Annotated in this window: 19 protein-coding genes; 6 read left to right on the top strand and 13 right to left on the bottom strand. The window is 74.5% G+C overall.

The annotated features are described in order from the left end of the window. Nucleotides 1-134 precede the first annotated feature (134 nt). From AQJ30_RS03075 to AQJ30_RS03050, 6 genes are read right to left on the bottom strand one after another with little or no spacing between them, the layout of a single operon-like run. Nucleotides 135-560, bottom strand: a complete 426-nt coding sequence (locus AQJ30_RS03075) for a hypothetical protein (protein ID WP_067228263.1) — start codon at nucleotides 558-560, stop codon at nucleotides 135-137. Continuing rightward, nucleotides 557-1,450: an STM4011 family radical SAM protein gene (locus AQJ30_RS03070; protein WP_067228261.1), complete on the bottom strand. Its 894-nt coding sequence runs from the start codon at nucleotides 1,448-1,450 to the stop codon at nucleotides 557-559. Before AQJ30_RS03070 ends, AQJ30_RS03075 begins: the two co-directional genes overlap by 4 nt. Before the next feature lie 9 nt (nucleotides 1,451-1,459). After that, the gene (locus tag AQJ30_RS03065) at nucleotides 1,460-2,857 is read right to left on the bottom strand and encodes an STM4012 family radical SAM protein (RefSeq protein ID WP_067228260.1); all 1,398 of its coding nucleotides are present in this window, start codon (nucleotides 2,855-2,857) and stop codon (nucleotides 1,460-1,462) included. Further along, a complete protein-coding gene (locus AQJ30_RS03060; RefSeq protein WP_067228258.1) occupies nucleotides 2,854-3,669 on the bottom strand; it encodes an STM4013/SEN3800 family hydrolase in 816 nt (271 codons plus the stop codon). Before AQJ30_RS03060 ends, AQJ30_RS03065 begins: the two co-directional genes overlap by 4 nt. 55 nt (nucleotides 3,670-3,724) lie before the next feature. After that, complete coding sequence (locus AQJ30_RS03055) at nucleotides 3,725-4,975, bottom strand: STM4014 family protein (RefSeq protein ID WP_079083745.1); 1,251 nt, start codon at nucleotides 4,973-4,975, stop codon at nucleotides 3,725-3,727. Then, nucleotides 4,972-5,928 carry an STM4015 family protein gene (locus tag AQJ30_RS03050; RefSeq protein WP_067228257.1) on the bottom strand — a complete coding sequence of 319 codons (957 nt, stop codon included), beginning with the start codon at nucleotides 5,926-5,928 and terminating at the stop codon, nucleotides 4,972-4,974. The genes AQJ30_RS03055 and AQJ30_RS03050 overlap by 4 nt, the downstream gene beginning before the upstream one ends. Nucleotides 5,929-6,094: 166 nt before the next feature. Here AQJ30_RS03050 and AQJ30_RS03045 point away from each other — a divergent pair, with 166 nt between their 5' ends. The 3 genes from AQJ30_RS03045 to AQJ30_RS03035 all read left to right on the top strand — a co-directional run bounded on the left by AQJ30_RS03045 (nucleotide 6,095) and on the right by AQJ30_RS03035 (nucleotide 10,494). Continuing rightward, nucleotides 6,095-6,421 carry a hypothetical protein gene (locus AQJ30_RS03045; RefSeq protein ID WP_067228255.1) on the top strand — a complete coding sequence of 109 codons (327 nt, stop codon included), beginning with the start codon at nucleotides 6,095-6,097 and terminating at the stop codon, nucleotides 6,419-6,421. Between the two features lie 197 nt (nucleotides 6,422-6,618). Further along, the gene (locus AQJ30_RS03040) at nucleotides 6,619-7,629 is read left to right on the top strand and encodes a DUF6745 domain-containing protein (protein ID WP_425424125.1); all 1,011 of its coding nucleotides are present in this window, start codon (nucleotides 6,619-6,621) and stop codon (nucleotides 7,627-7,629) included. A gap of 312 nt (nucleotides 7,630-7,941) precedes the next feature. After that, nucleotides 7,942-10,494 carry a discoidin domain-containing protein gene (locus AQJ30_RS03035; protein ID WP_067228939.1) on the top strand — a complete coding sequence of 851 codons (2,553 nt, stop codon included), beginning with the start codon at nucleotides 7,942-7,944 and terminating at the stop codon, nucleotides 10,492-10,494. An 82-nt stretch (nucleotides 10,495-10,576) separates the two neighbouring features. Here the strand turns inward: AQJ30_RS03035 and AQJ30_RS03030 are convergent, their stop codons facing one another. Next, nucleotides 10,577-13,951 carry a pyruvate carboxylase gene (locus tag AQJ30_RS03030; protein WP_067228253.1) on the bottom strand — a complete coding sequence of 1,125 codons (3,375 nt, stop codon included), beginning with the start codon at nucleotides 13,949-13,951 and terminating at the stop codon, nucleotides 10,577-10,579. Nucleotides 13,952-14,319: 368 nt separating this feature from the next. On the opposite strand from AQJ30_RS03030, the gene AQJ30_RS03025 reads away from it, so the two are divergent. Then, nucleotides 14,320-15,642 (top strand): lipase family protein, encoded by a 1,323-nt coding sequence (locus AQJ30_RS03025; protein WP_067228252.1) that lies wholly within the window; start codon nucleotides 14,320-14,322, stop codon nucleotides 15,640-15,642. Between the two features lie 85 nt (nucleotides 15,643-15,727). Here AQJ30_RS03025 and AQJ30_RS03020 read toward each other — a convergent pair whose 3' ends face one another. Beyond that, on the bottom strand, nucleotides 15,728-16,504 hold the full coding sequence (locus AQJ30_RS03020; protein WP_079083839.1) for a chitosanase: 777 nt from the start codon (nucleotides 16,502-16,504) through the stop codon (nucleotides 15,728-15,730). A gap of 258 nt (nucleotides 16,505-16,762) precedes the next feature. After that, nucleotides 16,763-17,035, bottom strand: coding sequence for a hypothetical protein (locus tag AQJ30_RS03015; protein WP_067228248.1), 273 nt, complete (start codon nucleotides 17,033-17,035; stop codon nucleotides 16,763-16,765). 183 nt (nucleotides 17,036-17,218) lie between these two features. Here AQJ30_RS03015 and AQJ30_RS03010 point away from each other — a divergent pair, with 183 nt between their 5' ends. Both AQJ30_RS03010 and AQJ30_RS03005 read left to right on the top strand, forming a co-directional pair. Continuing rightward, complete coding sequence (locus AQJ30_RS03010) at nucleotides 17,219-17,920, top strand: hypothetical protein (RefSeq protein WP_245726780.1); 702 nt, start codon at nucleotides 17,219-17,221, stop codon at nucleotides 17,918-17,920. 9 nt (nucleotides 17,921-17,929) lie between these two features. Beyond that, nucleotides 17,930-18,448, top strand: a complete 519-nt coding sequence (locus AQJ30_RS03005; protein ID WP_067228246.1) for a molybdenum cofactor biosysynthesis protein — start codon at nucleotides 17,930-17,932, stop codon at nucleotides 18,446-18,448. A 51-nt stretch (nucleotides 18,449-18,499) separates the two neighbouring features. Here the strand turns inward: AQJ30_RS03005 and AQJ30_RS38635 are convergent, their stop codons facing one another. From AQJ30_RS38635 to AQJ30_RS02990, 4 genes are all read right to left on the bottom strand, one after another. Continuing rightward, nucleotides 18,500-18,670 (bottom strand): hypothetical protein, encoded by a 171-nt coding sequence (locus tag AQJ30_RS38635; protein ID WP_169808452.1) that lies wholly within the window; start codon nucleotides 18,668-18,670, stop codon nucleotides 18,500-18,502. A gap of 108 nt (nucleotides 18,671-18,778) precedes the next feature. Beyond that, entirely contained in the window at nucleotides 18,779-19,549 is a 771-nt protein-coding gene (locus tag AQJ30_RS03000; RefSeq protein WP_067228245.1) for a metallophosphoesterase family protein, read from the bottom strand. Beyond that, a complete protein-coding gene (locus AQJ30_RS02995) occupies nucleotides 19,546-19,812 on the bottom strand; it encodes a hypothetical protein (RefSeq protein ID WP_067228243.1) in 267 nt (88 codons plus the stop codon). Before AQJ30_RS02995 ends, AQJ30_RS03000 begins: the two co-directional genes overlap by 4 nt. Next, nucleotides 19,809-20,501 carry a nucleotidyltransferase family protein gene (locus AQJ30_RS02990; RefSeq protein ID WP_067228241.1) on the bottom strand — a complete coding sequence of 231 codons (693 nt, stop codon included), beginning with the start codon at nucleotides 20,499-20,501 and terminating at the stop codon, nucleotides 19,809-19,811. Before AQJ30_RS02990 ends, AQJ30_RS02995 begins: the two co-directional genes overlap by 4 nt. Between the last annotated feature and the right edge of the window lie 13 nt (nucleotides 20,502-20,514).

Here is a 20,514-nt window from a genome sequence, read left to right as displayed (position 1 = left end):
CTCGGAGCACAGCAGTCGACACAGCGACGCGCCCCTCCCCCGCAGCAAGGAATCACGTGGGGGAAGGACGCGTCGGTGGGCCGGGTCGGCGCGGGCGCCGCTGTGCGGCCCGCGCGCCTGTCGTCGCCAGGACGTCAGATCCGGCCGTTGGTGAGGCGCGTGAGCGGCCCCTGCGGCTGGTGGCCGGAGCGGCGGCCCAGGGCGTAGGACGCGGCGCTCAGCGCGGTGATGCCGGCGCCGACGCCCGCGGCGACCAGCTTGCGGTGGGCGATCACCGTCCAGGCCGTCTTGGCGGTCGCCGCGACGTGACCCGAGGCGGTGATGACGGCCTTGCGGCCCGTGGCCACGGCGTCGGCGGCCGAGTGGGCGACACCGCTCGTCGCGTCCGCGGCACGCGCCGCGCCGCCCTTGGCCGTTGACGCCGCGTCACCGGCGGCGTCGGCGGTCTTCCTCGCCGTCTGGGCCGCCGGAGCGGTCGCCTTGCCCGCCGTGCGGCGGGCCTTGGACGCCGTCTGCCGGGTGGCGGACTGCTTGCTCGTGTCGTTGTTCGTTTCACTCATGGTAGTCGCATACCCCCGCGGCGCGCGGCAAACGTGGGTCCGTCGACCGGGCGCGCGGGGATGCGTTCGAGGACTCCGCCCGCGAACTCGTCGTACAGCGGCAGGGTTTCGAGGTGGACGTAGCCGATGTGGCAGTCGCACACGGCCAGGGGGCAGGGACGCGGGCGCAGGGCCGTGCGGTACGAGCCGTCGTAGAGGTTGCCGAGCTCGGCGCGCACGAAGTGGCAGCGGCGGACGGTGCCCTCGCCGTCGACGGAGACGACCGACTCGCCGGTGCGGCAGGGCAGTCCGGCGCTGGCGTGCGGGTGGCGGCTGTAGGGGAACAGCGGGTCGAGGGCGGTCCACCGGTCGGCCTCGGCATCGTCGTAGGTGTGGCCCTCGGCGGCGTTCACCCAGAGGTAGACGTGCGCGGGCAGGTCGGCGCGCAGGCGGCGGGCCGCGTCGAGGTGCTCGGGCAGGCCGACGATGCCGACGCTGTGGCGGACGCCCCGGTCCGCGAGGTCACGGCACTTGGCGACGAAGCGGTCGTAGGGGGTCTGGCCCGGGTGGTACGTGCACCACAGGGCCACGGTGTCGGGGTCGGCGTCCGCGAGCCAGTCGGTGCGGCAGCTCAGGTTGGTCTGGATGGCGACGCGCCGCACGTGCGGCAGCCGGGACAGGTCGACCAGGGCGCGCCGGTACCAGGAGCGCACCAGCCCCTCGCCCCAGGGCGTGAACAGGATCGACAGGCGGTCAGCGGTCTGCCCGGCCACCCAGCCGGTGAAGCGGTCCAGGCAGGCCCGGTCCGTGCGCAACTGCGCCGTGCTGTCGCGCCGCTTGGCGAACGGGCAGTACGGGCAGTCGTAGTCGCACGAGGCCAGCGGCCCGCGGTACAGGATCGTCAGGTCCATGGGACAGCACTACTTCCGCTCGTACGCGGCCATCGCGGCCCGTACCGCCGGGGAGAACAGCTCCGGGCCGATCGCGTCGGAGTGGGCCAGCCCCTCGGGGGTGAGCCGCAGCCGCGGTGAGCCCGGGCCGTCGTCCGCCAGCCAGCCGCGCGCGGCGAACCGGTCCAGCTCGGGGCCGAAGTGGTCGGCGGGGCCGGCGCCGAAGCGGGCGCGGTAGTCGTCGGTGTCCAGGCCCTCGGCCTGCAGCAGGGACTGCAGCAGGTGGCGGCGGCGGGCCTCGTCCGGGGTCATCCGCCGGCCGTGCTCGGCGCGGGCGAAGTCGGCGGCCGGGCGGGACACGTAGTCGTCGATGATGCCGCGGATCTCGTGCATGCCGACGGCGTAGTCGAACGAGTAGTGCAGCCCGGCCGTGTACGACCGGGCGCCGCAGCCCAGGCCGATCATGCCGTCGGTCTGGCAGGCGTAGTCGTCCGCGCCCTGGGGCGGTGCGTCGGCGCGGCGGAACATGCGCATGGACTGCTGCGTGTAGCCGTGGGCGAGGAGGTGGTCGCGGCCGAGGCGGTACAGGCGCAGCCGCTGCGCGTCCCAGGCCGGGTCGGGGCCGCCGCGGCGGCGGTCGAGGCCGGTGAGGGGGCGGACGTACAGCGGGTAGAGGTACAGCTCCTCCGGTCGCCAGGCCAGGGCCGCGTCCAGCGAGTGGAGCCAGGTGGCGTCCGTCTGGCCGTCGATGCCGTAGATGAGGTCGATGTTCAGCACCGGTATGCGCGCCTCGCGGACGCGGGCGAGGGCCGCCTCCACGTCCGCCCGGCGCTGGGGGCGTACGGCGGCGCGCGCCTCGGAGTCGACGAAGCTCTGCACACCGAGGCTGAGCCGGGTGGCGCCGCGCTCGGCCAGGACCGCGAGGCGGTCGGCGGTGGCCGTCGCGGGCGAGGCCTCCACGGACAGCGGCACGGCCCGCAGGTCGGCGCCCATCCGGTGCTCGGCGATGTCGCACAGCCGGGTCAGCTCGGCGGCGGTCAGGAAGGTGGGCGTGCCCCCGCCGAACGCGGCCGTCGCGAAGCGGAGCCCGCCCCGGCCGCCCGCGCCGTCCCGGCCCCGCCCGCCGTCCTCCAGGGCCTCGCGGACGGCGGTCGCCTGGCGGTCCAGCGCGTCCAGGTAGGCGGTGGTCAGGCCGTCCGGGGCGCCGATCCGGGTGAACAGGTTGCAGAAGCCGCAGCGGACCTCGCAGAACGGGACGTGCAGGTACAGCGAGAGCGCGTCCTTGGGCTCGTCGGCCCACAGGGTGCGCAGCGCCGGGCGGTCGGGCAGCGGGCGGTACGCGGTCTTGTGCGGGTAGGCGTAGACGTAACTCTGGTACGGGGACGCCGTGGTGGCCGTCGCCGGGGTCCCGGTCGCCGTCGCGGTCATGGGGTGGTCGCCTCCCCGTCGAGGAAGAAGTGGGCGTAGGGCACGGTCCAGACCGACGGGTGGCCGATGCGGTGGCCGGTGTAGCCGTCGTCGCCGTAGGCGGTGCCGTGGTCGGAGCAGACGACGGCGAAGCAGCGGCGCCTGCTGCTCGCCGCGGCGAACAGGCGGCCGATGTGCCGGTCGACGTACTCCAGCGCGGCGGCGTGCGAGGCGCGGGTGTCGCCGGCCTCGCGGGTGGCGCCGGGCAGGTGGAACCAGTTGGGCTGGTGGAGCGCCGAGACGTTCACGAAGAGGAACAGGCGCCGGTCGGCGGGCAGTCGGCGCACGACGCGCTCGGCGCAGGCGACCTGGGCCTCGAAGGAGGTGGGCGAGGCGACGCCGAACTCCGGTTCCCAGTGGGCCTCCTGGAACAGGCCGGGCAGCACCGAGCCGAGCGGGCCCTGCCGGTTGAAGAAGCCCACTCCCCCGACGCAGACCGTGTGGTAGCCGGCCGCCGCGAGACCGCTCACCAGGTCGGGGGTGTCGTACACGTAGGTGCCGTCCGCCGTGGTCTCGCTGCCGGCGAAGCGGGCCGCGAACAGCCGCGGGTGCGGGCCGGGGGACGCGGGGGTGGGCAGGAACCCGGCGAAGATCGCCTGGTGGGAGGCGTAGGTGAAGCTGCCCGGGGCGTGCCGCTCCTCCCAGCGGCCGCCGGGCAGGTGGCGGGCGAGGTTCGGCAGGCGGCCTGCGGCGGCCAGTTCTTCGGCGACGTCGTGGCGGAGGGTGTCGAGGGTGACGAGCAGCAGGTCGTGGCTGCCGACGATCCGGTTCATGTCCGGGTGCGGGTGCGGGGGCGGGACGCTCGGCGGGTGGTGCGGGGGCGTCGGGTCAGGCGATCGCATGAGCGGATCCCGTTCTGGTGTCGTGCGGGTGGAGCGGGTGGTGCGTGCCGTGCGGGACGTTCGGTTCGTTGGCGTCCCGCGGATCGTTCGGGTCGTCGGGGCGTTGGGGGTCGTGCGCGCCGGGTGCGCGCGTGGGCCCGTGCCGGCGCAGTGCCGCGGTGACCTGGGCCGCGTACGTGTCCCGGCCCTCGGCGCCGCTGCCAGGGAGGCCGGTGAGGCGGGGCAGGAGGTCACCGAACGCGTTGACCTCGCCGACGGCCGCGCGGCGCCAGCCGATGGCCGGGAGGAGGTCGACGCCGACGCACAGCGTGCGCAGGAAACAGGCCGCGGCCCGCTCGCACACGGTGAGGACGTCCGTCCAGCGGGCGCCCGCCGACTCCACGGCGGCGCGGGCCTCGTCCAGGTCCCCGCGGCGCCCGCCGAGGTGGAGATTGGTCAGCGGTGAGGTGCTGGTGCGCACCACGGCGTGCGTGGCCCGGCCGTCGACCACGACGACCCGCAGGTCCGCGGCGCGGCCCCGCTGGGACGCCTTGGGCAGCCAGCGCTCCAGGTGGAGTCCGTCCGGGGCCAGCGCGTCCACGACGGCCGCGATCTGCCGCTCGTCGGTGTAGCGGCGGATCCGCAGGGAGTTATAAAGGCGTCCGTCCGGGGCGAGTTCGACGGAGGTGGTGGCCCGGATGCGGCCGCCGCCCGCCGACTCCACGGCGAGCACCCCGGACGCGGACGACCCGTGGGCGAGCTTCACGAACAGCCGCGGCATGCGGTGCTCGCGCATCAGCGCCCGTACGTCGTCCCAGCCGCGCACCGGCGGGGCGCCGGGCCCGGAGGTGGGCGAGGCGGGGACGGGCACCCCGGCGGCGGCCAGGACGGCGTGGCAGCGGCGCTTGTCGAAGAGCACCGCCAGGTCGTCCGGGTCGTCCAGGCGCCGGCCGCCGCGCAGTCCGCGCAGGGCGGACGTGAACGTGGCGTACCAGCGGGCCGAGCCCTCGACGCGGGTCGGGTCGTCCGTGCCGCGCAGCAGCCGGTCGACGTCGGCGTCCTCCCCGGGCGAGTCGAGGCGGACGATCTCCCCGGGCGCGAAGTCGGCGCCGCCGTCGCGCAGGACGTCCGCCCAGGGGACGACGCGGGGACCGGGCAGGCCGGCCGCGCGCACCGCGTCGGCGAAGAGGTCGACCCGGCGGTTGCCGGGGTTGCCCACCACCGCGAAGCGCGCTGCGGCCGGCCCGCCGGAGGTCACTCGCCCACGGCGACGTAGCGCCAGACCGTGCCGTCGCCGTCCTCGTCCTCGTCGGCGTCGCCGCGGTCGAGGTCCAGGAGGACGCCGGCCGGTTCGAGGGTCTGGCGCAGCCGCTCCTGCAGGGGTTCGCCGATGTAGTGGTGGTGCAGGTCGAGCGCCTTGAGGTGGGTGAGGGGCTGGCCGCCGAGCAGCGCGGCGGCGCCCTCGTCGGTCAGGACGCCCATGGACAGGTCCAGCGTCTCCAGCCGGGCGACCACGGGCGCGGAGGCCACGGCGGCGGCGACGGCGTCCTGCATCTCGCTGTTGCGCAGGGCCAGGTGGCGCAGGCGCGGCAGGCGGGCGCCGGACAGGATCGGCTCCAGGTCGGACGCCTCGCTGTCGCCGCCGTAGTCCGGGGTGCCGAGCCACAGGTCGAGGTGTTCCAGGGCGGGCAGGTCGCTGGCGCCGATGCCCCGCACCACCTCGGCGGGCAGGCCGCCGGTCTGCACGGTGAGCCGGCGCAGCGCCTCGTGCCGGACCGCCGGGAAGCGCAGTTCCGTGCCGCCGCGCACGCCGAGCTCCTCCAGCGCGGGGAAGGCGGCGAGGAGCGGGGTGACGTCGGTCTGGTGGATCCAGGAGATCTCGCACTCCTCCCCCACCATGTCGCCGACGAACAGGGCCCGCAGGGCGGGCAGCCGGTCCCGGGCCGCGACCAGTGCCTCGACGACGCCGGAGGGGTCGGTGTCGTACGCCTCCTGCCAGGCGCCGACGACCAGCGCGCGGACCGCGGTGGTGTCGACCGCGTCGAGGAAGCGGGCGAAGGCGCTCTCCCACTCCTCGTCCGCGTCGTACACGTCGCTGGTGACGCGCCAGGCGACCGAGTCCGGGGCGGGGAGTTCCGCCTTCGCCTCGGGGTCGGGGAAGGTGAACGCGGGCAGCCCGTGGAAGGCGTGCAGGTGGTCACCGATGGTCATGCGGCTGCTCCCGGGGATGGACGGACGCGGTCTGTGTGGTCGCAGTTCTACCAACAGGCACTGACACCGCACGGGCCGGGTCGGGGTTCGGGGCGTTGTCAGTGGGGGCCCCTACTGTCGCGGTCGTGAGGGGCGGCGCACGGGGCGCCGCCGGAGGGGAGCACGCATGTACCGGCAGGGAGACGTCCTGCTCGTGCCCGTGGCCGACGGGGCGGTTCCGTCCCACGTCACGGGCGCGCCGCGGGAGCCGAGGGACGGACGGGGGCGGCTGGTGCTGGCGCTGGGCGAGGTGACCGGCCACGCCCACGCGGTGGTCGGTCCGGGCGAACTGGTGCGGGAGCCGGGGCCGTTCGGGCCGATGCTGCTGCACCTGCCCAAGGGCGGCCGGGTGGTGCACGAGGAGCACGCGGTGATCGCCCTGCCGAAGGGCTGGTACCGGGTGGTCCGGCAGCGGGAGTACGTGCCGGGGTCGGTGCGGATCGTGGCGGACTGAGGCGGGAGCGGCGGACGGTGACGCGGGTGTCGGCGGACGGCGGACAGACGGTGGCGGCGACGAGGGGTGCGCGGACGGTGACGGAGACGGGAGCGGAGACCGTGGCGGGGACGGAGAAGGAGACGGAGACGGTGGCGGGGACGGCGGGTGACGATGTGCCGGAGGCATCGCGGACGGTGGCGGTGGGCGGCACGGCGGTGGGCGGCCCGGCGGTGGACCTGGACGCGGTCGCCGACTGGCGTGCGTGGGCCGCCTCGACGGCGCCGGCGGATCGGGCGCGGGCCGAGGCCGGGGTCCGGCTGGCGTACCGGCGGGCCGGCCTGGCGGAGCCGGAGCGGGTGGTGTGGGCGGCGTCGCCGCGCGAGGCGGTGACGCTGGTGCGGGCGCTTCGGGACCCGGGCCCGAGTGTGCGGGAGGCGGTGCGCAGCGCTCCGTGGGCGCGGGAACGGGCGCGGCTCCACGCCGCGTTGGGTCCGCAGGGCTGGGCGGCGCACTGGTCGGCGACCGGTGGCCGGCTGTGGGACTTCACGCAGGCGCTGGTCGACCGGATCCGCGCGGGCGTGCTCGAGGAGTTGGGCGACGGGGCGGAGACCCGGCTCGTGCTGCTGGACGCGGTCCTGGGGCAGCACGACGCGCCGTGGCTGGCGGCGTTCGCCACCCGGGAGGGTCCGCTCGACGGGCTGGCCGAGGTGTGCCGCGCCGCGGGCTGGTGGTGGCCGTATCGCGAGGTGGCCGTCGTGTGCGAGCGCCCGGTCGCCTTGCACCGGGACGAGGCAGGACGGCTCGACCGCGGCGACGGCCCGGCGCTGGCCTACCCGGACGGCTTCGCGCTGTACGCGTGGCGGGGCATGCCGGTCCCGGCGGCGTTCCTCGAGGAGCTGCGGACGCTGACCCCGCAGCGCATCCGGGACGAGGAGAACGCCGAACTGCGCCGGGTGATGCTGGAGTTCTACGGCTACGAGCGCTACCTGGCCGACTCCGGGGCCCGCCCGCTGCACACGGACGAGACCGGCACGCTGTGGCGGATCGACCTGGTCGGGGACGAGCCGGTCGTGATGGTGGAGGTGCTCAACTCCACGCCGGAGCCAGACGGTTCGCGGCGCACGTACTGGCTGCGGGTGCCGCCCACGACCCGGACCGCCCGGGAGGGCGTGGCCTGGACGTTCGGTCTGGACGCGTCGGTGTACGCGCCGCTGACGCAGACCTGAGCGGGGGCCGGGCCGCCGACGCCCGCGCGTGGTCCACGCGGTGGGCGCGAAACCTCCACGTCTTGAACACGGGTGCCGTCACCGCGCGGCACCCGTGGTCAACGTTTCAAAGATTCCTGCTGCCGACGTCTTGCCGTGACACTGGGGTCATCAGTTAAATCAAGCCGTGAACTAAGCCGTGGGGCCGCCCGATCCGGCTAGTCACTCGCGTGCGGTTTTGTTCGGCGATCCCGTTCGCCGATCCCGTTCGTCGACCACGTCCGTCCCGTTCGTCTCGCCCTTCCGTCGCATCCGCAGGGACACCGTATGAGACTGAGAAAGAGATCGCTGGGTGTCGCGCTCGCCGCCACCGCAGCGCTGATCTCCCTTCCGACCACCCACCCCTCCGCGGTGGCCGCCGACGCCCTGCTGTCGCAGGGCCGCACCGCCACGGCGTCCTCCACCGAGAACGCCGGCACGCCCGCCGGCTACGCCGTGGACGGCTCGACCACCACCCGCTGGTCGTCGGCCGCGACCGACAACCAGTGGCTCCAGGTCGACCTGGGCGCGAGCGCCTCGGTCAGCCGGATCGACCTCAACTGGGAGGCTGCCTACGGCAAGGACTACATCCTCCAGATCTCGGCCGACGGCCAGAACTGGTCCGACCTGAAGTCCGTCACGGGCGGCGACGGCGGCACCGACTCCGTGACCGTCTCCGGGCAGGGCCGCTACGTCCGCATGCTGGGCGTGCACCGCGCCACGCAGTACGGCTACTCCCTCTGGGAGTTCCAGGTCTACGGCTCCTCGGGCGGTGGCTCCACGACGACCTGCGGCACCGCCAACGCGGCCCAAGGCAAGCCCGCTTCGGCGTCCTCGACGGAGAACGCCGGCACCCCCGCCTCCGCCGCCTTCGACGGCAACACCGCGACCCGCTGGTCCAGCCTGCCCACCGACCCGCAGTGGGTGCAGGTGGACCTGGGCTCGGTGCAGGACCTGTGCAAGGTGGACCTGAACTGGGAGGCCGCGTACGCCAAGGACTTCCAGATCCAGACGTCCGGCGACGGCCAGAGCTGGACCACCCTCAAGAGCGTCACGGGCGCGACCGGCGGCCAGGCGTCCTACGACGTCAGCGGCTCGGGCCGGTACGTGCGGATCAACGGCACCGCGCGGGGCACCGGGTACGGCTACTCCCTGTGGGAGGTCGGCGTGCACACCGGCTCCTCGGGCAACGGCGGCGGCCCGATCCAGGGCGGCGGCGACCTCGGCCCCAACGTCATCGTGGTCGACCCCTCGACCCCCAACCTCCAGCAGAAGTTCGACCAGGTCTTCGCCCAGCAGGAGACGGCCCAGTTCGGCAGCGGCCGCTACCAGTTCCTGCTGAAGCCGGGCACGTACAACGGGATCAACGCCCAGCTCGGGTTCTACACCTCCATCTCGGGCCTCGGCCTGAACCCGGACGACACGCAGATCAACGGTGACGTCACCGTCGACGCGGGCTGGTTCAACGGCAACGCCACCCAGAACTTCTGGCGTTCGGCGGAGAACCTGGCCCTGCGGCCCGTGAACGGCACCGACCGCTGGGCGGTCGCGCAGGCCGCGCCGTTCCGCCGCATCCACGTCCAGGGCGGTCTCAACCTCGCCCCGAACGGCTACGGCTGGGCCTCCGGCGGCTACATCGCTGACTCGAAGGTCGACGGCACCGTCGGACCGTACTCGCAGCAGCAGTGGTACACCCGCGACAGCTCGGTCGGCGGCTGGACCAACGGCGTGTGGAACATGACGTTCACCGGTGTCCAGGGCGCCCCGGCGACGAACTTCGACAGCGGCCCGTACACCACGCTGGACACCACCCCGGTCTCCCGCGAGAAGCCGTTCCTGTACCTGGACGGCAGCGAGTACAAGGTGTTCGTGCCCGCCAAGCGCACCAACGCGCGCGGTGTGTCCTGGCCGGCCAACAGCGGCGGCACGTCGCTGCCGCTCAGCCAGTTCTACGTCGTCAAGCCCGGCGCGACGGCGAGCACCATCAACGCGGCGCTCGCCCAGGGCCTGAACCTGCTGTTCACGCCCGGCGTGTACCACCTGGACCGGGCCATCGAGGTCACCCGCGCCAACACCGTGGTCCTGGGCCTCGGCCTGGCCACGCTGGTGCCGGACGGCGGCGTGGACGCGATGCACGTGGCGGACGTGGACGGGGTGCGCCTGGCCGGCTTCCTGATCGACGCCGGCACGGTCAACTCCGACACGCTGCTGCGGATCGGCCCGGCCGACGCGAGCGCCGACCACGCGGCCAACCCGACCACCATGCAGGACGTGTTCGTGCGCGTCGGCGGCGCGGGCGCCGGCAAGGCCACCAACTCGGTCGTGGTCAACAGCGACGACGTGATCATCGACCACACCTGGCTGTGGCGCGCGGACCACGGCGACGGCGTCGGCTGGGACACCAACCGGGCCGACTACGGCCTGCGGGTCAACGGCGACGACGTGCTTGCGACCGGCCTGTTCGTCGAGCACTTCAACAAGTACGACGTGTACTGGGCCGGTGAGCGCGGCCGGACGATCTTCTTCCAGAACGAGAAGGCGTACGACGCGCCCAACGCCGCCGCCATCACCCACGACGGCATCGTCGGCTACGCCGCCTACAAGGTGGCCGACACCGTGAACACCCACGAGGCGTGGGGGCTCGGCAGCTACTGCAACTACACGAGCGATCCGTCGATCGTCCAGCACCACGGCTTCCAGGTGCCGGTGAAGTCCGGCATCAAGATGCACGACCTGCTGGTGATCTCGCTCGGCGGCAAGGGCCAGTACGCGCACGTGATCAACGACACGGGCGCACCCACCTCGGGCACGGACACCGTGCCGTCGAAGGTGACGTCCTTCCCGTAGGTCCCGGTCCCCGACCGGGTGGGGGCGCGGGCTTCGGCCCGCGCCCCCTTCGCCTGTCCGGCCGCCGAACGGCCGGTCCGGATCAGGCCAGTTCGACGAGCAGGTCGCCGCCCTCCACCTGCTGGATGCGGGTGATGGCCAGGCGGCCGACCCGGCCCGCCCTCGGGGCGGTGATGGCGGCCTCCATCTTCATCGCCTCGATGGTGGCGACGGTGGCGCCGGCCTCCACCTCGTCGCCCTCGGCGACCGAGAGGGTCACCACGCCGGCGAACGGCGCGGCCACGTGGCCGGGGTTGGCGCGGTCGGCCTTCTCGGTGGCGGGCACGTCGGAGGCGGCGGCCCGGTCGCGGACCTGGATGGGCCGCAACTGGCCGTTGAGCGTGGCCATCACGGTGCGCATGCCGCGCTCGTCGGCCTCGCCGACGGCCTGCAGCCCGATCAGCAGGCGCACGCCGGGCTCCAGGTCGACGGCGTACTCCTTGGCGGGGCGCAGGCCGTAGAAGAAGGCCTTGCTGTCGAGCACGCCGGTGTCGCCGTAGGTGTGGCGGTGGGTCTCGAACTCCCGCGTCGGGCCAGGGAACAGCAGCCGGTTGAGGGTGGCCCTGCGGTCCTTCTCCAGGCCCTCGCGGTCCTCGGGGCCGAGCTCCTGGACGGGCTTGGCCGCGGGGCGGCCCCTCAGCGCGCGGGTGCGGAACGGCTCGGGCCAGCCGCCGGGCGGGGTGCCGAGTTCGCCGCGCAGGAAGCCGATGACCGAGTCGGGGATGTCGAACCGCTCGGGGGTCGCCTCGAAGTCCTCCGGGGTGACGCCCGCGCCCACCAGGTGCAGGGCCAGGTCGCCGACGACCTTCGAGGACGGGGTGACCTTCACCAGCCGGCCGAGGATGCGGTCGGCGGCGGCGTACATGGTCTCGATGTCCTCGAAGCGGTCCCCGAGGCCGAGCGCGACCGCCTGGGTGCGCAGGTTGGACAGCTGGCCGCCGGGGATCTCGTGGTGGTAGACGCGCCCGGTGGGCGAGGCCAGGCCCGCCTCGAAGGGGGCGTAGACCTTGCGGACACTCTCCCAGTACGGTTCGAGGTCGCCGACCGCGCGCAGGTCCAGGCCGGTGGGGCGGGCCGAGTGGTCGGTGGCGGCGACGATCGCCGACAGCGACGGCTGGGAGGTGGTGCCGGCCATGGAGGCGACGGCTCCGTCCACGGCGTCGGCGCCGGCCCCGATCGCGGCCAGGTAGGTGGCGAGCTGCCCGCCGGCGGTGTCGTGGGTGTGCAGGTGCACCGGCAGGTCGAACTCGCGGCGCAGCGCGGAGACCAGGGTCGCGGCGGCCGGTGCGCGCAGCAGGCCCGCCATGTCCTTGACGGCCAGCACGTGGGCGCCGGCCTCGACGATCCGCTCGGCGAGGCGCAGGTAGTAGTCGAGGGTGTAGAGCCGCTCCCCCGGGTCGGACAGGTCGGCCGTGTAGCACAGGGCGACCTCGGCGACGGCGGTTCCGGTGGCGCGGACGGCGTCGATGGCGGGGCGCATCTGGTCGACGTCGTTGAGGGCGTCGAAGATGCGGAAGATGTCGATGCCGGTGGCGGCGGCCTCCTGCACGAAGGCGTCGGTCACCTCGGTCGGGTACGGGGTGTAGCCGACGGTGTTGCGGCCGCGCAGCAGCATCTGGAGGCAGAGGTTGGGCACGGCCTCGCGCAGGGCGGCCAGGCGCTCCCAGGGGTCCTCGGCGAGGAACCGCAGGGCCACGTCGTAGGTCGCGCCGCCCCAGCACTCCAGGGACAGCAGTCCGGGCAGCGTACGGGCGACGACGGGGGCCACCGCGAGGAGGTCCTTGGTGCGCACGCGGGTGGCGAGCAGCGACTGGTGGGCGTCGCGGAAGGTGGTGTCGGTGACGCCGATGGTGGGCGACTCGCGCAGCCCGCGGGCGAAGCCCTCGGGCCCGAGGTCGACCAGGCGCTGCCGGGACCCGGCGGGCGGCTCGCCCTCGGGCAGCGGGGGCAGCTTGACCAGGGGGTCGAGCAGGTCGGGGCGTTCGCCGTGCGGCTTGTTGACGGTGACGTCGGCCAGGTAGGTGAGCAGCTTGGTGCCGCGGTCGGCCGAGGAGCGGGCGGTGAGCAGGTGCGGGCGCTGCTCGATGAAGGAGGTCGTGACCCGCCCGGCCCGGAAGTCGGGGTCGTCCAGGACCGCCTGGAGGAACGGGATGTTGGTGGCGACGCCGCGGATGCGGAACTCGGCCACGGCACGCCGGGCGCGGCCGATCGCGGCCTGGAAGTCGCGGCCCCGGCAGGTCAGTTTGACCAGCATCGAGTCGAAGTGGGCGCTGATCTCCGTACCGGCGTGGGTGGTTCCGCCGTCGAGGCGGATGCCCGAGCCGCCCGGGGAGCGGTAGGCGCTGATGCGGCCGGTGTCGGGGCGGAAGCCGTTGGCGGGGTCCTCGGTGGTGATGCGGCACTGCAGGGCCGCGCCGCGCAGGGTGACGGTGTCCTGGGACAGGCCGAGGTCGGCGAGGGTCTCCCCGGCGGCGATGCGCAGCTGGGCCTGGACCAGGTCGACGTCGGTGACCTCCTCGGTGACCGTGTGCTCGACCTGGATGCGGGGGTTCATCTCGATGAAGACGTGGTTGCCGTCGCGGTCGAGCAGGAACTCCACGGTGCCGGCGTTGCGGTAGCCGATCTCGCGGGCGAAGCGGACGGCGTCGGCGCAGATCCGGTCGCGCAGCTCCGGGTCGAGGTTGGGCGCGGGCGCCAGCTCGATGACCTTCTGGTGGCGGCGCTGGAGGGAGCAGTCGCGTTCGTAGAGGTGGATGACGTTCCCCTCGCCGTCGGCGAGGATCTGCACCTCGATGTGACGGGGTTCGACGACGGCCTTCTCCAGGAAGACGGTGGGGTCGCCGAAGGCGGAGGCCGCCTCGCGGGCCGCGGCCTCGATGGACTCGCGCAGCTGCTCGGGCCGGTCGACGCGGCGCATGCCGCGCCCGCCGCCGCCCGCGACCGCCTTGACGAAGACGGGGAAGCCGACGTCGTCCGCGGCGCGCACGAGTGCGTCGACGTCGGTGGAGGGCTGCGAGGAGCCGAGCACGGGCACGCCGGCCGCGCGGGCGGCGGCCACGGCGCGGGCCTTGTTGCCGGTCAGTTCCAGCGTGTCGGCGTCGGGGCCGACGAAGGTGATGCCCGCCCCGGCGCAGGCGCGGGCCAGTTCGGGGTTCTCGGAGAGGAACCCGTAGCCCGGGTAGACGGCGTCCGCGCCCGCGCGGCGTGCCGCGGCGACGATCTCCTCGACGGAGAGGTAGGCGCGCACCGGGTGGCCGGGCTCGCCGATCTCGTAGGCCTCGTCGGCCTTGAGCCGGTGCAGCGAGTTGCGGTCCTCGTGGGGGAAGACCGCGACGGTGCGCGCTCCCAGCTCGTAGCCGGCGCGGAACGCCCGGATCGCGATCTCGCCTCGGTTGGCGACCAGCACCTTGCGGAACATGCGGATCCCTTCAGCCTGCCGGTGACGGGACCATCGTGTCGGTGTCGTCCGGTCAGTGCCATGTGAGCCGGGCCACTCACCGCACCGGGTCCCTCGTCCGCGGGTACGGCCGCGCCCGGCGCGGCGTTCACGCCCGGTTACATTACCGAACCGTAACCTACCGACCAGTACCGCCGGTAACCCCGTCCCCGTTACCGTCCTGACACTCCGTCCGAGAACGGTGCGCGGCACGGGCCGGGACGTCCGCTGCCGCGCGCCGTCGCCAGCCCCGCCCCACGGGGACCGGCGAACGACCCCGCCCCACCGGGTCGTTGCGTCACCGAGCCGCAGACGCGGGCTCGGCCTCCCCACGTTCCGGAGGTCCCGCCATGCCCACCCCTGCCCGCATCCTGGCCGCGGCCGTCACCACCGCCGCCTGCCTGGGCGCCACCGCCCTCCCCGCCGCCGCGGGCCAGAACGGCGCCGTCGTCTCACGCGGTGTCACCATCCCGGCCTTCTACACCCCGCCGGACACCCTCCCGGCGGCCGACGGCGCGCTGGTGCGCAGCGAACCCCTCCACCTGGCGCTGAGCCTCCCGGGCCTGGACGGGCCCCTCCCGGGCACGGCGACCCGGCTGATGTACAAGTCCACCGACTCCAACGGCGCACCCGTCGCCGTCACCGGCGCCTACGTCGAACCGTCCGCCGCCTGGCGCGGCGGCGGCCCGCGCCCGCTCGTCGTGCTCGCCCCCGGCACCATGGGCCAGGGCGACCAGTGCGCCGCCTCCCTGGGCCTGGAGCACCCGCTGGTGATCGGCGCGGGGACCCTGTCCGTCGGGTACGAGGACCTGGCCGCCTACCGGCTCCTCGCGCGCGGCATCGCGGTCGTGGTCACCGACTACGCGGGCCTCGGCACCACGGACCGGCTGCACACCTACGTCAACCGGGTCGACGAGGCGCACGCCGTCCTGGACGCCGCCCGCGCGGCCCGCGCCCTGTCCGGCAGCTCCGTCACCGCCGCCTCCCGCGTGGCCCTGTACGGCTACAGCCAGGGCGGCGGGGCCACCGCGGCCGCCGCCGAGCTCCAGCCCTCCTACGCCCCCGACGTGCGCCTCGCCGGCACCTACGCCGGCGCTCCCCCGGCCGACCTGGTCGAGGTCACCAAGGCCATCGACGGCAGTGACCTGGCCGGCGCGCTGGGCTGGTCGGTCAACGGCTTCCTGCAGTCCGACCCAGAGCTCAGGCCCATCGCCGAGTCCCACCTCAACGCCACCGGCAAGGCGGCACTGAGGGACCTGTCCACCCTGTGCGTGGGCGACGCCCTGCTCGCCTACAACTCCGCGCGCAGCACCGCCTGGACCACCGACGGGCGGTCCCTGAGCGAGATCATCGCCGCCGAGCCGAGGCTGAAGGCGTTCCTCGCCGACCAGCGCATCGGCGCCCTGAAGCCGGCCTCGCCCGTACGGGTGGCCACCGGCACCGCCGACGACCTGGTCCCGCACCGGCAGGCCCGCGACCTCGCCGTGGCCTGGTGCGCCAAGGGCGTCGACGTGACGTACAAGCCGGTGGTGCTGCCGGACCTGGGCCGGTCGATCATCAACCACGTCACGCCCCTGCTCACGGACCAGGGCGCCGCCCTCTCCTGGCTCACCGACCGCCTCGAGGGTGAGCGGGCCGGCTCGAACTGCGCGTCGCTGCCGCTGCGGCCCTGAGCACCGGGGCGCGTGCGCCCCGTGACGTGCGGCGGGGCCGCCGGGTGAGGTGTCCCCGGCGGCCCCGCCTTCCCACGTCGGCCGGTCAGCCGATGTGGTAGCTGTCGCCGTAGACCTTCCAGTCCAGCGGCGGGTTCAGGTCGAGGTTGCCGTTGCGCAGGAAGACCCGCTGCGCCGTGTCGACGCGGCTGGTGTCGCTGTGCGCCTCCTCCTGCTTCATCGCCCACACCCGGGCGTCGAGGAAGGCGTTGAGGTACGTCGTCTCGTTGCCGCCCTGCGCCGGCGGCTTGGCGCTGCGCAGCGCCCGCTTGCGGATGTTGCGGAAGCTGGTCGGGTCGTCGCCGTCGCCGTGCATGACGATCGCGTCGTAGTAGGCGAACTGGCCGAGGGCGCGCAGCCCGTCGGTCTTGCCCTGGCGGACGGCCGGGTTGAAGTAGACGCGGTCGCGCTCGTCGTTCTGCGCCTGCTGGAACGCCGTGTCCTGGGCGGCCCTGCGCCAGTCGCGCGGGAAGTTCGGGTCGAGGCCGGCATGCGAGTCGGTGCCGTCGACCCGGCGCAGCGCGGGCAGGTAGCCCGCGAGGACGTTGCCGGGCTTGCGGTCGGTGTAGAGCTGCACCAGGTCGAGCATGTCGCCGGTGCCGGAACAGAAGCCGATGATGCCGGCGGTGTAGCCGCGGCCGTCGCCGATGTCCTCGATGTACTGGTACTGCGCCTTCCAGTCGAGCGAGGAGTTCTCCGCGCTCGACACGAGCTTCATGGCGATCTCCTTCTTCGCCGGGTCGTCGAGGCCGACCGCGGCGAGCGGCCGGGTCGCCGCCTCGCCCGGGGAGGCGAGCAGCGGGGTCGCGGCCAGGGCGCCCATCAGGGCGATGACCGTGCGACGGGAGGTGCCGGAGGGTCCTGCTGTGTCGTCGGGTGTGCGCACCACGGGTTCTCCAGGGGTGGTGGGGGGTGGGAGGGGGGGTGGAACCGCGTCGGTGTCGCGCGGCCCCGTACCGGTGGACCGGTGGCGCGGCCGAGCGAACTGACAGGAAGGTTTCCTATCAGCTGACGTGTACACGCGGCACCCCTTCGCGCACAGGTTCGTAGGATCGAACAAGCCGGGTCGGTGCGGCGGCCCTCAGAGCGCGCCCGGCGTGTCCTCCACCCAGTCGAAGCGGCGGGCGTCGGCCGGGCGGCACCGGTACACGGCGCGCCCGCCCGGCCCGTAGCGGCCTATCTCCGTGGTCAGCGCGACCTCGCGGGGCGCGTCGTCGGGGCGGCCGGTGACGTCGAGCAGCAGGCCGTCCAGCGGGCCGCCGACGAGTTCGGCGTAGGCGCGGCCGGGGCGGGGGCTCGCGTCGTCGTGGTCGGCGCCGTACACACGGCCGCGCATGAACTCCGTCTCGTCCATGGCCAGCAGCCTCGCACGCGCCACTGACAACGGCCCGGCCGGCACTTCCGGCGGCGGCCCCGGCGAGGCCCGGCTCACTTCGGCCAACCCTTGGCCTGATTGCGCCGCACCGGGGCACCGCGTCGTGCCGATGGGTATCCCCTCCTCACACGAGGGCGTGTCCGGGGGCGGGGGGCGACGCCGATGACGGGCGGCGACGGACGGGGACCGGAGGGCGCACGGGCGCGTGCCGGGAGCGGCCGCTCGACGCGCGCGACGGGGCGGGACGGCCCCCGGCTGCGGCAGGTGCTGCCCGCGCTCACCGGCCTGGTGGCCGTCGTGTGCGCCGCGACGGCGGGCCTCGCGCTGGCCTGGCGCACCGTCGGGCCCGCGGCGGTGGTCTCCGTCCTGGCGGCGGTCACGGTGACGGCCGTCGTGGCGGGCCGCCGCTTCCGGACGCGTGTACGACGCAGCGCGGGCTACTACACCGCGCCCGAGCTGGCCGAACTGGACGTCCCGGCGCTGGCCGTGGCGGTGGCCCGGATGCTGCGCCGGGACGGCTGGCGGGTGCTGCCGCCGTCGGAGCACACCGTGCCGCACCTCGCCGCGCGCGACCGGCACGGCCGGCTGCTCGACGTGGTGTTCCGCCCGGTCGCCGAGCCCCTGCCCGACGAGGAGACGTCCTGCGCCTGCCGCACGCGGCTCCCGGCGCGGCGGAGGTCAGGGCCGTGGCTGCGGCTGGTCGTGCACCGCGGCACGTTCTCCCACCGGGACGTCGTGTGGGCCTCCCGGCAGGGTCGCACCTACCTCGTCGACGGCGCCCGATTACGCCTGTGGGCGGCCGGGACGCCGCTGACGCAGGTGGCCGGGCCGGAGCGCACCCCCGCGGGCGAGGAGACCCCCTAGGGTGGGCCCATGATCCGGGTCGAGGTGGTGCAGCTGCTGGTCTCGCCGGCGCACCGGTACGCCGGGCGTCCGGCCGACGGGCCCTCGCCCGGGCCGGACGACGAGCGCGTGGAGTCGGTGGAGGTACGGCGCCACCTCGGACTGGTCGGCGACCGCTACTACGCGCGGCCCGCGCACCGCGACGCGTCGGTGACCCTCATGGCCGAGGAGAACCTGCCGCGCGCCATCGCCCCCTGGGCGGACCTGCGGCACACCCGCCGCAACGTCCTGCTGCGGGGCGTGGACGTGGATGCGCTGGTCGGCGCCACCGTGGAACTGGACTGCGGCAGCGGCCCGGTGCGGTTCGCGGTGAACCGCCCGGCCCGCCCCTGCGCCTGGATGGACGCCACCCTGGGACCGGGCGCGCAGCGCGCCCTGCGCGGCGGGGGCGGCGTGCGCTGCACCCCACTGTCGGACGGCATCCTCACGGTGGGCGGGGCCGCCTTCCGCGTCGTCCCCGCCGACGACGACGGCCCGGCCGGAGGCTGACCGGGGGGTCAGCCGTCCGCCGGGCCGTGGCCGGCCTGCGGGGGCGCGGGGTCAGCGCTCCTCGAAGTCGTCGGGCTCGACCCCCGCCTCCTCGAGCGCCTCGCGCATCGTGCGGCCCGAGGCACCCCCGGCCGGCGAGCCCTGCTCCTCGGTCTCCTCGGCCGACGTCAGCACCTCGTCGGTCGACTCGGTCTTGGGCCGGTTCTCCTCGGGGACGGTCATCTCGGCACTCCTTCGGGACGGGAGGTGTGACGTGGTGTCTCGTGCGCCCCGCGAGTACCGCGTGGTCCGCTGGTCACACCCGTGGTCCGCGACCCGCTGCCGGCCGGTTCAGCCCGCCGTCGAGGAGGCCGCCCCGGCCGCCGAGCCCGCCCGCTCCTGCGGGCGCAGGTGGTAGACGTGGAAGGCCCGTCCGATCACCGGCTGGGCCACGTTGCGCACCTTGACCCCGCCGGTGGTCATGCCGTGCTCGGTGCCCGCGTGGGCGTGGCCGTGCACGGCGAGGTCGGCGCCGGCCGTGTCGATCGCCTCCGCGAGCAGGTAGCTGCCGAGGAAGGGGTAGATCTCCAGCGGTTCACCGGCGAGGGTGTCCGGCACGGGCGAGAAGTGGGTGAGCGCCACGCGGACGTCGCAGTCCTGCTCCGCCAGCTCCCGCAACGCCCCGCGCAGGCCGTCGGCGCAGCGCCGGGAGTAGGCGACGAACTCCTTCATGACCGGCTCGCCGAACTCACCGGCGCAGCGGCCCACGAAGCCCCCGCCGAAGCCCTTGGTGCCCGCCACCCCGACCTTGGTGTCCCCGCAGGTCAGCACCGCGCTCTCGCCCTCCAGGACGTGGGCGCCCGCCTCCCGCAGGATCGCGGTGACCTCGTCGGGGTGGTCGTCGTGGTGGTCGTGGTTGCCGAGCACGGCGACGACCGGGACGCCCAGGTCCTTGATCTCCGCGGCGACCACCTCGGCCTCCTCCGGCGTACCGTGCCGGGTCAGGTCACCGGCCAGCAGCAGCAGGTCGGCGCACTCCGGCAGCGTCTCGAACGACGGCCGCAGCGTGCCCCTGCTGTCGGGGCCCAGGTGGATGTCACCGACGGCAGCGACGCGGATCACGAGACCTCCTCGGCGTGGTCGGGGGCGGAGGCGTCCGCGACGAGGATGTCGCAGTGCACCGGGACGTCCGCGAGTTCGCCGCGGACCAGGCCGCACACGTCGTCGCGGCAGCGGGCGGACGGCACCGTGCCCTCCACCAGGACGGTGCCGCCGCGGACGTCGAGCCGCACGCCCAGCTCGCCGAGCGGGCCCGCGGCGAGGGCCTCGCCGAGCCGCGCGACCCGGTAGTCGAGCGGCTCGGCCGCCGCGTCATGGGTGCTCATCGGGACTCCCTCCGCGCGTCGATGATGTCGAGCCGTTCGAGCAGGAACAGGAAGGCGTCCGCCATCGGCTCCTGCCCGCACCGCTCCCGTACGTCGTCCCAGTCGACCTTCTCGCGCAGCACCCGGGCGACCGGGAGCACCGCGCCGAAGTCGCAGTGGTGTTCGCCGAACGCGGCGAGCAGGCTCCACATCAGGTCGGTCGGCGCCAGCACCGGCATCCGCACCGAGTCCACGGACAGTTCCTGCGCCCGGGCGAGCAGGTCCGGGGTCACCGGGCGGTGGGCCAGCTCGAAGATGATGTCGACGTCCTGCCCGAAGCAGGTGGTCTTCACCAGCCAGTCCTCCGGGGGTTCACGCACCACCAGGCCCGCCTCGCGCAGCGTCTGGGCGACCGCGTCGGCGTCCTCGCGCAGGACGCAGAAGTCGGCGTCGTGCTGGAGCCGGCGCTGGCCGCCCAGGGCGTGCACGGCGACGCTGCCGGCCAGGGCGAAGCGGTGTCCGCCCCGCTTCAGGAGGCTGCCGATCTGCTTGGCCGCCTCGAGGATGGCCTGGGTGCGGTCGGGCGGCAGCTCCTGCGGCGTGGGGCCGGGCCCGGTGGGCGGCACCGGCTCCGGATCGTCCGTGGCCAGACGCAGTCCCGGTGCCGTCGACCCCCGGGGCAGTTCCGCCCCCTCAGCGCGCTGCGCCATGACCCCTCCGCAT

It is taken from the genome of Streptomyces longwoodensis, from assembly GCF_001514125.1.
GTDB classification, from domain to species: Bacteria; Actinomycetota; Actinomycetes; order Streptomycetales; family Streptomycetaceae; genus Streptomyces; species Streptomyces longwoodensis.
This window is presented reverse-complemented; position numbering and strand designations above follow the sequence as displayed.

Coding starts and splice junctions, on each gene's coding strand:
- AQJ30_RS03075 (WP_067228263.1), bottom strand. CDS start 560: ATGAGTGAAACGAACAACGACACGAGCAAGCAGTCCGCCACCCGGCAG.
- AQJ30_RS03070 (WP_067228261.1), bottom strand. CDS start 1,450: ATGGACCTGACGATCCTGTACCGCGGGCCGCTGGCCTCGTGCGACTAC.
- AQJ30_RS03065 (WP_067228260.1), bottom strand. CDS start 2,857: ATGACCGCGACGGCGACCGGGACCCCGGCGACGGCCACCACGGCGTCC.
- AQJ30_RS03060 (WP_067228258.1), bottom strand. CDS start 3,669: ATGAACCGGATCGTCGGCAGCCACGACCTGCTGCTCGTCACCCTCGAC.
- AQJ30_RS03050 (WP_067228257.1), bottom strand. CDS start 5,928: ATGACCATCGGTGACCACCTGCACGCCTTCCACGGGCTGCCCGCGTTC.
- AQJ30_RS03045 (WP_067228255.1), top strand. CDS start 6,095: ATGTACCGGCAGGGAGACGTCCTGCTCGTGCCCGTGGCCGACGGGGCG.
- AQJ30_RS03030 (WP_067228253.1), bottom strand. CDS start 13,951: ATGTTCCGCAAGGTGCTGGTCGCCAACCGAGGCGAGATCGCGATCCGG.
- AQJ30_RS03025 (WP_067228252.1), top strand. CDS start 14,320: ATGCCCACCCCTGCCCGCATCCTGGCCGCGGCCGTCACCACCGCCGCC.
- AQJ30_RS03020 (WP_079083839.1), bottom strand. CDS start 16,504: ATGGGCGCCCTGGCCGCGACCCCGCTGCTCGCCTCCCCGGGCGAGGCG.
- AQJ30_RS03015 (WP_067228248.1), bottom strand. CDS start 17,035: ATGGACGAGACGGAGTTCATGCGCGGCCGTGTGTACGGCGCCGACCAC.
- AQJ30_RS03010 (WP_245726780.1), top strand. CDS start 17,219: ATGACGGGCGGCGACGGACGGGGACCGGAGGGCGCACGGGCGCGTGCC.
- AQJ30_RS03005 (WP_067228246.1), top strand. CDS start 17,930: ATGATCCGGGTCGAGGTGGTGCAGCTGCTGGTCTCGCCGGCGCACCGG.
- AQJ30_RS38635 (WP_169808452.1), bottom strand. CDS start 18,670: ATGACCGTCCCCGAGGAGAACCGGCCCAAGACCGAGTCGACCGACGAG.
- AQJ30_RS02995 (WP_067228243.1), bottom strand. CDS start 19,812: ATGAGCACCCATGACGCGGCGGCCGAGCCGCTCGACTACCGGGTCGCG.
- AQJ30_RS02990 (WP_067228241.1), bottom strand. CDS start 20,501: ATGGCGCAGCGCGCTGAGGGGGCGGAACTGCCCCGGGGGTCGACGGCA.